The sequence below is a fragment of the Psychrobacter sp. NPDC077938 genome (assembly GCF_044542635.1).
In the GTDB taxonomy this organism is placed as follows: Bacteria; Pseudomonadota; Gammaproteobacteria; order Pseudomonadales; family Moraxellaceae; genus Psychrobacter.
Genome location: NZ_JBITUW010000002.1, coordinates 602,078 through 614,591 on the forward strand (window position 1 = coordinate 602,078; position 12,514 = coordinate 614,591).

Annotated in this window: 11 protein-coding genes; 5 read left to right on the forward strand and 6 right to left on the reverse strand. The window is 43.3% G+C overall.

The features are described from left to right. The first annotated feature begins 185 nt into the window (after positions 1 to 185). Positions 186 to 584, forward strand: coding sequence for a DUF4377 domain-containing protein (locus ACIGBM_RS05965; protein ID WP_057759787.1), 399 nt, complete (start codon positions 186 to 188; stop codon positions 582 to 584). A gap of 115 nt (positions 585 to 699) precedes the next feature. Here the strand turns inward: ACIGBM_RS05965 and ACIGBM_RS05970 are convergent, their stop codons facing one another. Next, positions 700 to 2,136, reverse strand: coding sequence for an L-serine ammonia-lyase (locus ACIGBM_RS05970; protein ID WP_397477120.1), 1,437 nt, complete (start codon positions 2,134 to 2,136; stop codon positions 700 to 702). A gap of 530 nt (positions 2,137 to 2,666) precedes the next feature. Here ACIGBM_RS05970 and ACIGBM_RS05975 point away from each other — a divergent pair. Continuing rightward, on the forward strand, positions 2,667 to 4,091 hold the full coding sequence (locus tag ACIGBM_RS05975) for a solute carrier family 23 protein (protein WP_397477084.1): 1,425 nt from the start codon (positions 2,667 to 2,669) through the stop codon (positions 4,089 to 4,091). 151 nt (positions 4,092 to 4,242) lie between these two features. On the opposite strand, the gene ACIGBM_RS05980 is transcribed toward ACIGBM_RS05975, so the two are convergent. Further along, positions 4,243 to 5,175: a DMT family transporter gene (locus ACIGBM_RS05980; RefSeq protein ID WP_057759795.1), complete on the reverse strand. Its 933-nt coding sequence runs from the start codon at positions 5,173 to 5,175 to the stop codon at positions 4,243 to 4,245. A gap of 481 nt (positions 5,176 to 5,656) precedes the next feature. Between ACIGBM_RS05980 and ACIGBM_RS05985 the strand changes: the two genes are divergently transcribed. Next, on the forward strand, positions 5,657 to 6,679 hold the full coding sequence (locus tag ACIGBM_RS05985) for a WG repeat-containing protein (protein WP_397477085.1): 1,023 nt from the start codon (positions 5,657 to 5,659) through the stop codon (positions 6,677 to 6,679). A 271-nt stretch (positions 6,680 to 6,950) separates the two neighbouring features. On the opposite strand, the gene ACIGBM_RS05990 is transcribed toward ACIGBM_RS05985, so the two are convergent. Continuing rightward, positions 6,951 to 8,000 (reverse strand): alpha/beta fold hydrolase, encoded by a 1,050-nt coding sequence (locus ACIGBM_RS05990; RefSeq protein WP_397477086.1) that lies wholly within the window; start codon positions 7,998 to 8,000, stop codon positions 6,951 to 6,953. Between the two features lie 27 nt (positions 8,001 to 8,027). Then, a complete protein-coding gene (locus tag ACIGBM_RS05995; protein WP_011280463.1) occupies positions 8,028 to 8,192 on the reverse strand; it encodes a rubredoxin in 165 nt (54 codons plus the stop codon). A gap of 365 nt (positions 8,193 to 8,557) precedes the next feature. On the opposite strand from ACIGBM_RS05995, the gene ACIGBM_RS06000 reads away from it, so the two are divergent. Next, entirely contained in the window at positions 8,558 to 9,124 is a 567-nt protein-coding gene (locus ACIGBM_RS06000) for an adenine phosphoribosyltransferase (protein WP_397477087.1), read from the forward strand. Between the two features lie 151 nt (positions 9,125 to 9,275). Here the strand turns inward: ACIGBM_RS06000 and ACIGBM_RS06005 are convergent, their stop codons facing one another. Both ACIGBM_RS06005 and ACIGBM_RS06010 read right to left on the reverse strand, forming a co-directional pair. Continuing rightward, entirely contained in the window at positions 9,276 to 9,743 is a 468-nt protein-coding gene (locus ACIGBM_RS06005) for a hypothetical protein (protein WP_397477088.1), read from the reverse strand. A gap of 110 nt (positions 9,744 to 9,853) precedes the next feature. Beyond that, positions 9,854 to 10,798 (reverse strand): transaldolase, encoded by a 945-nt coding sequence (locus tag ACIGBM_RS06010; protein WP_102092478.1) that lies wholly within the window; start codon positions 10,796 to 10,798, stop codon positions 9,854 to 9,856. 482 nt (positions 10,799 to 11,280) lie between these two features. Between ACIGBM_RS06010 and pheA the strand changes: the two genes are divergently transcribed. Beyond that, positions 11,281 to 12,453, forward strand: a complete 1,173-nt coding sequence (pheA, locus tag ACIGBM_RS06015; RefSeq protein WP_102092477.1) for a prephenate dehydratase — start codon at positions 11,281 to 11,283, stop codon at positions 12,451 to 12,453. The last annotated feature ends 61 nt before the right edge of the window (positions 12,454 to 12,514 follow it).

Genomic DNA, 12,514 nt, shown 5'->3' on the forward strand with positions numbered 1-12,514 from the left:
CCTATACTGGTTTCAGTAAGAAGCAAACAGCCTTATTAGCTTGTAGCAAAGCAAGATAAAGTGTTCAAAATAATAAGTTTATCTAAGTAACAATGAGTAACAATGAATTATTAGCTAAATCAATAAATAAGCCAGTAACTAAGCTATCAATAAAGAATTAATAACAATTATCTGAGGATTGAATAATGAAGAAATTAGCACTTGCAGCATTGATGACAACTTTTGCCCTTTCTGGTTGCTCTACGATGGGTATGGACAATGAGCGCACGATGGTTGTTGAAGGACAACCTATGAATGTAAAAGTAGTAAATATTCCAAGTTTTGAAGTAGAAATTGCACCGCGTAAAGCAGTATGTGACCTGACTGCTACTGATGGCAGCATGGTCGAATCACAGTGCTTGCAGTATCGTCAGACCTATCAGAAAAACTACACCACGCTAAACGGTAATATTCAAGGCTTTACCTATGAGCCGAACTATCGTTATGTCCTAGATGTACGTCAAGAAGCAGTAACAGCAGAGGGCTCTAATGTCGTACAGCCAGTTTGGATTCTAAACGAAGTGGTATCAAAAACTGCTGAATAATATTGATAGCAATATATAGACGATAAACCAGTTATACATGACAAAAAGGCCTCTAACGAATTAGAGGCCTTTTTGTTGTTTTTATTATCAGTAAATTATGTTCTGAGAAGTCAAATTAGCATTGACTGTAATTGACACTAACGCCGCGCGTTGCTGTAGGGATTCTATTGTCAGCATAAACCGCCAGGCCGCCTCGTGCCGTCTCTTTATATTTATCAGACATATCGGCACCTGTTTGCTTCATCGTCTCTATCGCTTTGTCTAAAGAGACGAAGTGCTGACCATTACCTCTACAGGCTAGACGTGCTGCATTGATTGCTTTAACTGCACCCATCGCATTACGCTCGATACAAGGCACTTGTACCAGTCCGCCAATAGGGTCACAAGTAAGACCTAGATTGTGCTCAATACCAATCTCAGCAGCATTTAAGCATTTAGCTGGTGTGCCATTCATGATTTCTGCCAGTGCAGAGCCTGCCATTGCACACGCAGAACCAACTTCACCTTGGCAACCGACTTCAGCACCAGAGATTGAAGCATTTTGTTTGATAAGGCTACCGATAGCAGTGGCGTTTAGCAAAAATTTACGAACGCCATCTTGGCTGTAGTTGGGCAAAAAATCACGATAGTAGTGCAGTACGGCAGGAATGATACCTGCTGCGCCATTAGTTGGCGCTGTAACTACTTTGCCGCCATTGGCGTTTTCTTCATTGACGGCGAGCGCGTACAAATCGACCCAGTCCATAGCGGCTAACTTATCAGTCTTGGTGATAGGTTGGTCTTTTTCAGCACACAGCTGTGTATGCAAATCTTGGGCACGGCGTTTTACATCTAATCCACCCGGTAGGATGCCGCCATTTTCACAGCCTTGTTTGACGCAGTCTTGCATCACTTCCCAAATGCTATCTAGATAAGCAAATACTTCTTCTTTGGCATGGAAGTGACATTCGTTTGCCAGTACCAATTCGCTGATACTCAAGTCATGCTCACGACATTGCTCTAGTAGCTCCGCTGCGTTATTGAACGGGTAGGGAACTCTATCGATGGTCGGGCTGGCATGATCTTCGTCTGGGTTAGTTGCATCTTCTTCATTAATAACAAAACCGCCACCGACTGAATAATAAGTCTGCTGATAGCGAACGCCTTCAGTTGAGATAGCGCGTAGCGTCAATGCATTAGGGTGATAAGGCAGTACAGTGTCGTCATACCAGTATATGTCTTGCTCTGTATCAAAAGCAATCGTATGCGTGCCTGATACATTGAGAATTTTGTCAGAGAAGATAGGAGATAGGTAGCTACTGGTCATACGTGTGTCTATAGTGCTAGGCGTGTGCCCAAGCAATCCCAACAAGATAGCCGTATCGGTTGCATGGCCTTTTCCGGTCGCTGCCAAAGAGCCATACAGTTCAATCTCAATGGTCTTAACCGCAGTCAGTTCCATCTGCTCAGTTAGCGAGGTCAAAAATAAGTTTGCAGCGACCATCGGTCCGACTGTATGCGAACTGGATGGGCCAATGCCGATTTTAAATAAATCAAAAACACTGATCATAATAAGTCACCAAAAATTTTAAGCGCTTTAGCCTATTGTACCTGTGGCATTAGACGCTTTTGTGAAAAATATAATAGACAGCCGTCGCTCCTAGTCACCATTGATAGGTGGGCGCGAGACACTATTTATGAAGGTTATAAGGTAAATGAGCACTGAGGGCAGTTGAATAATAACTTTTATTTATTTTGAAACTCCGTTATCATGCTCGCAGTCAACAACTATGTAACATCCTGTAAGTTGGTTATCATCGTAAAATAAGACGGATTAAAAAAGACTAGTTTTTTCAGTCAGACATATCCGTATTCATACATCTAGCAAGATATGGCTATCATACCAAATAATACTTTGGGTTTGTCATATTACAACATAAATGAATGAATTGGGATGACATATTATAGATAGAAAGACTTAACGTTCTTCTATTTATACAAGCCCTTAGAAATATGTCCATTTATTAATATATCCATTTGATTCTTATTTTATCAGTTATTCTAGCCTATTACTTTAGCTTAGCTCACATAGGACAAGCGCGCATGCCATCTCAAAAAGACCCCTCATCAGCGTCAGACAATAGCGCTCAAGATCTATCGACTCAAAATGCCTTGGAGTCTGCAGGCATTGATTCAGCTACTATCAATTATCCGCACAATCCAGATTTTGAAAATGGCCGTTGGTTTCCGACATGGCGTCCTTATAAGGGCGACTTGGATCGTGATCCAGTCGGCATCAATGACTATTTGCCACCATCCAAGAGTATATTACTCGGTGTGCAGCATACGTTTGCCATGTTTGGTGCAACTGTGCTGGCGCCTTTATTAATGGGGTTTGATCCTAACTTAGCCATCTTGATGTCTGGTATCTGTACGGTAATGTTCTTTATGATTACCGGTGGGCGCATGCCGAGCTACTTGGGATCAAGCTTTGCTTTTATCGGTCCAGTCATCGCGGTGACCGCTTATGCAGGCGCAGGGTTCAATGACAATCTAAATGTTGCGCTAGGCGGTATTATGGCCTGCGGTATTATTTATGCATTGATTGGTCTGCTAGTGATGAAGACGGGTACAGGTTGGATTGAGCGTTTGATGCCGCCTATCGTGACGGGTGCGATTGTCATGATTATCGGTCTTAACTTGGCGCCAGTGACCATTCAAGGCGTGTCTGCCAATCAATTTGATGCTTGGATGGCTACCTTGACCGTATTGCTCATTAGTGGTGTGGCAGTATTTACTCGCGGTATGTTGCGTCGTCTATTGCTACTCGTCGGTCTAGTGCTGTCATACGTTGCTTATTTTGTCATGACCAATATTCTAGGATTTGGTACTGCGATTGATTTTAGTACAGTAGCTGCCGCTTCATGGTTTGGACTACCAAGCATTCATACGCCGCGCTTTGAGATGAGCGCTATTATTCTAATTGCACCTGTGGCTTTTATTTTGGTGGCTGAAAACCTAGGGCATTTTAAGGCAGTAGAGGGTATGACTAAGGCTCGTGTGACCCCTTATATGGGCCGAGCATTTTTGGCGGACGGTTTAGCCACAACTTTTTCGGCAGGATTTGGTGGTACAGGTGTCACTACTTACGCTGAAAACATTGGTGTCATGGCGGTTACCAAAGTGTATAGCACGACGATATTTGTCGTAGCAGGTTTGGTTGCTATTATATTGGGACTGTCGCCAAAGTTTGGTGCGATCATTCAGACCATACCAGCGGCTCTATTGGGCGGGGCTTCTATTGTTGTCTTTGGTCTTATCACGGTTGCTGGGATAAAAATCTGGATCGATAGCCATATTGATTTTAGTAAAAACAGCAATCTAATCATCGCGGCAGTGACGGTCATTATGGGTACTGGTAACTTTAGTTTGCACTTAGGTGGCTTTGATTTAGGCGGTATCGGTACTGCTACTTTAGCCGCTATCGTGTTAAACGCTTTGTTTAACCAAAGTTCTGAGGCGAAATAAGTAAGGCTGATGAGATTGAAGTTTGCGCCTATCAAATAAAGACGGTCAAAGCATATCTCATCTAACAAAAAGCGCCCATGCTACCGATAGCATGGGTGCTTTTTTGTATGGCAATATTAAGCAACAGTAGTAGCGAACAACGGTGTCGGAACTATTTATAATCTCGCTTATAAAACCTCGAAAAAAATCGATAGCGGCGAAGGGCGCGTGGCTTTGGTTTTAAAGAGCCTAAGTAAATAGCAAACATCGTTAATAGTGCGCCACTCCACTGCAAAGTGTTAATCGGCTTGTCCAGCCAACTATAATCAATGACGAGGGCTGCAATAGGTTCAGTCAACAATAGCAGTCCAGTCAGTGCCAGAGATAGCTTAGGAATAGAGTAGGCAATCAATCCCCATGCCAGACACTGCATCACCGTACCATAGATAAGCACCCAACCAATCTCAGACCAGGTATTTGGCAGGATATTACCTGTATCAAATACAAACATCGGTATAATCATGGCTAAGACGCCGCCAATACTGATTAGCTGCATTAGCATAAATATAGGCGTCGGTTCAGTATCGTGTGTTTTGCGGATAAATGTCATTGATGCAGCTAACATCGCACCCGATACAATACCAGTGACAAAACCCCAAGTTGCAGCGGTGTTGTGTGCGAATTCAGGGCTACCTATCATCGCCACGCCTATCATGGCTAAGAACAAACTAATAAGCTGTACGATAGACTGACGCTCATTGAAATACAAAAACCCAATCGCGGCCAAGAAAAATATTTGCAGACTATTAAGCAGCGTCGAAATACCAGGCCCAACCGCATAAATACTCTCATGCCACAGTGCCAAATCTAATCCCAAAAACGCCCCTGATAGTAGCGCATAAAAAATGGCGCGTCTTGATTTGGGCATACGTTGGCCCATTATCTTAGCCAATACCGCAAATACAATACCAGAAACAGCCAATCGCCAAAACGACATGGCCCAACCACCAATATCGACGTGAGCGACAATTAAGCTGCCCAATCCAAAAATGATACAACCAATGACTAAGCCAATAGGTGCAGATCGCGTTGAAGCAATAGCCATAATTTATCCTTATAACAGTATTTGAATAATAGCATTTTGAATAACAGCACTCTTATTATCATTGCATCATGTCAGAACTTATGTTGACATAAAGCCATATTGTCGTGGTTTTAAGCGCAAAATGAAATGGTAAAAACACAATTTATTATGCTGAATACAGATACTATCGCTGTTCGGAAAATTTCCGAGTATGTCAGACGCAAATAAATAACCGAAGTATTTGATATAGCTGCATTTTTCACAATAGACTTATAACAGTTGGGTAATAGTACTTATATCAAAATATTTGTATCAGGGCGACGATCCGTAGGAGTAGGAAAGCGCATAATGTATACAAGTGATATATTTGTAGGGAGGATATGTGTGTAGCACTTTAAGCGACATTAATGCTGCAACACATGTATAGTAGATTGACGATATAATGTACTTAACGTCTGATTTGTTATACCAAACAATCTATATTATTTGTCTAGGTTTATTTATGCTTCAACGATTGCTGTCAAAAAAACAGCCACATACATTGTCTGGCTTGCTACCAAAAATATCGCAATACAGTGTCGTCGTGACGATGCTGTCTGGCGCATTGTTTTTGATGCCTAGCGCACATGCCGCCAGTTGTAAAATCCCCAAAAGTTATTACAAAAACGTCTCCTGCACGGCTAGTAGCAGTTACTTTTTGGCGATTAAAGACTTTGGTGCGCCGGTGGCTTTAATTGATAAAAAAGGCAAACGAGTCGTTGATTTATCACGTTATCAAAAAGTCGATGCCGATAAACTGTCAGGTGGTCTGTTGCCTGTACTGCGCAACAGTCGCGTCGGTTATCTCAATATGCAGGGCCGCGAAGTCGTGCCTGCCATGTACGATATATTGACAGAGAGTCAAGGTTGGGCGCGGCCTGTATCGGATGGGCGTATCGTGGTAAAAAAAGAGGGTAACTATGGTGTGATTAATACAGCCAATAGTACCGTTGTCTCGTTTTCTGCAGCGATTGATGATATCGACAATTATCGTAATGGGGTGGCGCGTGTACGCAAAGGCCGTGCAACCAGTTGGGTGGATAAAAACGGTAATGCAGCGAATGATCCGAATGCCCAGAATGACACTCAGGCAGTGAATAAATCCACTTCTTCTAACGAAAAATCTAGCGCAGCATCACAGTCTGTATCGGCGCGTTTTACGACGCTTCAATCGCGTCAGCAAGATGGTAAATGGGGTTTCGTCGATGATAATAATGTCACTATGATTACGTACTCATTTGATGAAGTGCGTCCGTTCTCTGAGGAATATGCTGGTGTGCGTATCGGTGAAGAGTGGGGCTTTGTCAATTTAGGCGGTGAGCTAGTGATTCCTTTTCGCTTTGCTAATAATGGTGTGAACGCTAACGATAGCTATCAGGGCAAACCATCCTTTGTATTTACAGGTGGCAAGGCGTGGATTGGTAACCTAAAGAATGGGAATAAAATGTGTATTGATAAAGAAGGGGCTGGTGTTGCTTGTGATTGATGCAATTGCTAGGGCGTGTCCTCATTTGAAAAATGGTGATAAAAATGAGATAAATCGTAGTCAAACAAGGAAAATAGCGCAGATAATATCGAGATATTAGTCAGCTATTTGACGCCATTTGGCAAGATTTAGCCATTTTTAACCCATTTAGATAACTATCGATTGAATTGAGGACACACCCTAGGATTAAATAGGCAATAAAAAAGAGTGTAAAACCTATGATTTTTCGATAGGTTTTACACTCTTTTTTTTGACATTGATGTTTTTAAAGCTAGTTGCTCGATAAGTGATTACTGATTAAGTCAACCATATAAGGCTGATAATATTCTGGAATATCGTGTGCCATACCTTCGATGAGATGGAACGTAGCATTAGGGATGGTCTTGGCAACAACTCGGCCCTGTGAGGCAGGCAGGAGTCCATCAGCGCTACCATGTAATACAATCGTTGGTGCTTTGACTTGCTTACTAAACCGACTGATAGAGCCTGATGCCAAGATAGCATTGAGCTGCTGCACCGTACCAAGCGGATGAAAATTGCGTTGATAGCGAATTTTGGCAATTTCACGCACCATACGCACATTGACATGACCAGGTGTGCCAACGGTCTTCATAAACCACACGCTGTGACGCACGATATCACGCTCAGAATGACTTTCTGGTCGATTGATAAGGGTATATAGCTGTTTGGGCTTGGGTGGCTTCAAAAACGCACGATTGGTCGTGGTAAACATAAGCGCCATTCGCTGCACCAAACTTGGATAACGTGCGGCCACGATTTGTGCAATCATACCGCCCATTGATGCCCCAAGCAGATGGGTTTTACCCAGTTTGAGTGCCTTAATCAAGCGTACGGTGTCTTCGGCCATGTCCGTCAAGTTATAAGCAACCTGCGTGCTCTTATTAGACAGACCAGTCTGTAGACGTACCATCATCTTGAGCTGGCTGATACGCGGTAAGCCCTCTATCTGTACTTTAGAGGACAAACCAATATCACGATTATCAAAACGAATCACAAAAAAACCAGCATCGATAAAGCGCTTCACAAAATTGTCTGGCCAAAATATCATTTGTGAGCCTAGCCCCATAATCATCAGCAGCGGCGGATTATTGGGATTGCCGCCAGCCTCGACGCACAGCTCGATACCATCACCGATGTCAATCATCGCTTGACGAAGGTGTTTACTCAAATCGGAGTCGCGCCATTGATGCTCCCCAAACTTGCGCCACTCAGGAGTAGGGTAGTTATTCAGATGATTTTCTAGGTCGTTATCTAGAGCTTCAGGCAATTTGGCACTATTGATGTCATTTGATTTTGTCATGAAGTGTCCTAATTAGAGGGTCATCTACTACAGCTCAAGCATCTCAAAATCAAGCTTGCCGACACCGCACTCAGGGCAAGTCCAGTCATCAGGGATGTCATCCCATTTGGTACCAGGTGCGATACCTTCTTCTGGGCAGCCAAGCGCCTCATCATATATCCAGCCGCAGACAATACATTCATAACGTTTCATAAATAGTCCTATCGATCATTACCAGTATTACAGTTACAGCGTGCTATAAACGCTCATTTTTAATATTACAGCTATTGTATTAGACTGCAAAAACGCACGTAGTTTAGCATATAACCGCAATTTTCATAGTTAAGTTTACACTTGTATATTGAGATGACTTTTCTTTTATCAAGTCAATCACATAGGTTACCTTATTAGCGCTTAATAACGAGACTGGACGCCAGCCCGCCACACGAAAACCAATTATGCTATAATAATCGCCGCTAAATTCACAGTAATGCTTAGCATTTATCGCTGATATATCATCCAGTTGTTGTCTTATCTAAACTAACTAAACCATCTAAATACATAAGCTAAGGGTCATCATGAGTACCAATGCCGCCGCCACATCCGCCACCAACAATGAGATGTCTCATGTGCTCAATACTGACCATCCGTTTTGGCAGATTATTCGCACAGTACCAGACTTTCCAAAAGCTGGCATTGATTTTTATGACATTACCCCGTTACTGCGCAGTCATATTGACGCTGTTATCGATGCGCTACTTGCCGCTTTGCCAGAAGGGCTTATGGACGAGGTAGATTGTCTGGGTGCAGTAGAAGCGCGCGGCTTTGTATTTGCCAGTATGCTTGCAGGCCGTCTGGGCAAAGGCATGATCTTGCTACGTAAACCAGGTAAACTACCACCCCCTGTAGCCAACAAAGCCTATGCACTGGAGTATGGTAAAGACACGCTTGAGATGCAAAACAATCTACCGCCTGAGCGCGTACTATTGGTTGATGACATCTTGGCGACTGGTGGTACGTTGACCACTGCTTACGAGCTGTGTCAATCAGCTGACCATACTGTGGTCGGTGCGTTAGTGTTACTGGACTTGGTCGACTTGCATGGCGAGTTCCCAGTACCTGTTTATACGGTACTAAAAGCTTAAAATGAATTGCTATGTTTTTGACTACTAGACACATCGTATTGTCGATATAGCTAAACGATTCTCCAAATAAAAAAGCGCCCTGATACTATGTCAGGGCGCTTTTTTTGATACTGTATCAATGTTTTTAAGTACAGTGTTAAGTAGGCTGTATTTATTGCTCTTCGTCTTGTTCGTAGTCCTTACAAGACTGCTCTATCACCGTACGACCAACTGTCTTTGGTGTGGTGACTTTAAAGTCTTTTGTGGTCAATATTGGTTTTTCTGACTGCCATGACTTGGTTACTTTGCCTTCAGCATCGTAGTTAACAAAGGCTCGTCTATAATAACTGGCATCTTTGCATGAAATGAGTAGTTGCTGCTCACTATGGTCAATATTGCTTTTTTCTTCCTTCGAGTCATCGGACTTGGTATCTGTGTCTTTAGGATAGGTTCTAAGGATAGATACCGTGATATTTTCGACGTCTTTTTCATCTATGATACTGATGTCAGAGCTTTCAATAGAATCCAAATCTATACTAAAAATTGATCCAGAGCTGCTCTCGGACACCTCTACCCAGTTAACTGCCTGGGCACTGATCGCTAAAGCACTGCCTGCCAATAATATTGATAGCCGTTTCATATAAGCCTTGCTTCTTGTCATTTGAAGTAGGTAATGATAGCCAACTTGCTATTAGTAGGCAAATATCTTTTGTGCCAGCCCAGTATCCGTCGTGCTCTGTCGTGGGGCTATTATTGTCCGCGAATGGCTGCTAATGTCTTAGCCAGCTCGTCACGCGCCCCGATAAAGCCATCAATACCCTTAGGTAACAAGTCCTGTGTAACCTTGTCTTGCTGATACGCAGCACTAAACTCTTCATGCGTTAAGCTTACCTGAGTCATCGCCTTCATATCCATCGACATACTCGGAGACAGTTGGCGAGTTACCTCGGTATCCATGGCTGCCAACTCATCAATGAGGTTGGGAGCTATCGTCAACAAGTCACAACCTGCCAATGCCAAAATTTGCTCGGTAGAGCGGAAACTAGCGCCCATTACTTGTGTCTCGTAACCGTGCTGTTTGTAATACTGATAAATGAGCTTGACTGACTGTACGCCCATGTCATCAGAAGCCGGTACATTTTGACGGCTTTGTTGGCGTTTTTGCCAATCTAGAATACGGCCAACGAAAGGTGATATCAGGGTCACGCCAGCATCTGCACAAGCAATCGCTTGGTGTTGTCCAAACAGTAGGGTCAGGTTACAGTGGATATTCTGAGTCTCAAGATAGCGCGCCGCCTCGATACCTTGCCAAGTTGCCGCCATTTTGATCAATACTCGCTCTGAATCGACGCCCGCTTTTTGGTAAGCATCCATAAAGGCCAGTGCCTTATCTATCGTCGCTTGAGTATCATAAGATAAGCGAGCATCCACTTCGGTAGAGACTCGGCCTTCAATCAGCTCTAAAATATCGCACCCAACCTGAATGGTCAGCGCATCGATCACGGCATCCACATCACCATTGTGACGACTCATGGTCTCTGACAACATGCCTTGGTTGTCAGGATGAATCAGAGCCTTGGTAATAAGGCTTGGGTTGGTGGTTGCATCGATAGGTTTTAAACGGGCAATAGCGGCAAGGTCACCAGTATCAGCAACAATCGTGGTCATAGTGCGTAGCTGTTGTAATGCGCTCATCAGGTATCCTTTTTCTTATTAATCACGTGATGCTCCTCTTATATATAGCAGGGTAGGGAGCTGAACTGGAACTGTAACACAGTTTTGGGCAGGTGTTGCCTCATAGTTATGCTATGCGTCACTGTTATCTGGCTCAGCTGTGCTAATATTAATCGCAGTTGGTATATTTATACGCATTTACGCATGGGCACTGACCTTAGTTTTTGCTATAGTAGAGCCGGCTATGTATCAAGCTGCTGTATTTGGCAGTAAATATAGCATTAACGCCAAATGGCACTAGCAATATAGGGTGTTTTTGATAGACTGTTTTGAGGTTGATTTTGAATATAGTTTCTATCATCAGTTTTAGTCTTTAACTAAAAACAGAAAACAGAAAACAGTCAGATTTGGCAATAGAGCTACCTAAGTAATAGCAATGTAATAGCAGAATTTAAATAATAGTAATATCTAACAGCGATAAAATCTAAAAAGGATGGGCGGTAATGAGCGAGCAGTCACCAGAGCAAACAATGGATAATCTAAATCAAACCACTACAGGCGCTAGCGATACCGCAACTGAAAAAGAGTTTTTAGACAATATTCGCCAAAATATTGACGCAGTAGACTGTGAGATCCAAACGTTAATCAACAACCGTGCAAAGTTGGCTCAGCAAGTAGCCATGGTAAAGAAAAATCATACCGCTGCTGATGACAATAGCAATCCTATCTTTTACCGTCCTGAGCGTGAAGCACAGGTGCTAAAAGCTGTCATGGAGCGTAATGCGGGTCCCATCGCTGATGAGAAAATGGCGCGTTTGTTCCGTGAAATCATGTCAGTATGCTTGGATTTAGAAGCGCCGCAGCGTATTGCCTTCTTGGGCCCTGTCGGTACCTTTACGCATGCCGCTGCGCTCAAGCATTTTGGTAAAGCAGCGGATACCGTACCGATGACAACCATTACTGATGTGTTCCGCGAAGTCGAAGCGGGGACAGCGATGTATGGCGTGGTTCCTGTCGAGAACTCTTCAGAAGGCGTAGTCAACCATACTCTAGATGGCTTCTTATCTTCTACCTTGAAAATCATTGGCGAAGTTGAATTGCCAATTCATCAAAACTTCTTGGTTGCTGAACATACTAAGATTGATGGCTTGAGCCGTATTTATTCGCATCAGCAGTCGCTTGCTCAGTGCCGTCATTGGCTAGATGTAAACTTCCCTAATGTTGAACGTGTGGCAGTATCAAGCAACGGTGAAGCCGCTCGCCGCCTCAAAAACGAATGGCATTCAGCTGCGATTGCAGGTGACGTCGCTGTTGCAGAGTATGGCTTGCATAAGCTCTACTCAAATATCGAAGACAATCCAAGTAACACCACACGCTTCCTTATTATCGGTCATGAGGCGATTGCGCCATCTGGTCAAGACAAAACTTCTATCGTCGTCTCTGCTCATGATAAAGCAGGCGCACTAATCGAAATCTTGAAACCTTTGTCATATCATGGCGTATCGATGACGAGTATTGAAACGCGTCCTGAGCGTCCTAACAAGTGGGCATACGTATTCTTTATCGATATGAATGGTCATGTTAATGATCCAAACGTTAGCGCCGCTATCAATGATATTCGTCCATTGGTCAAAGATTTGCGCATATTAGGCTCATATCCAAAAGCTGTCCTATAGGCGACTACCTATAGATAACTATAGGCTTACTCACAAGTGTTCATACATAATAGATGGGTCT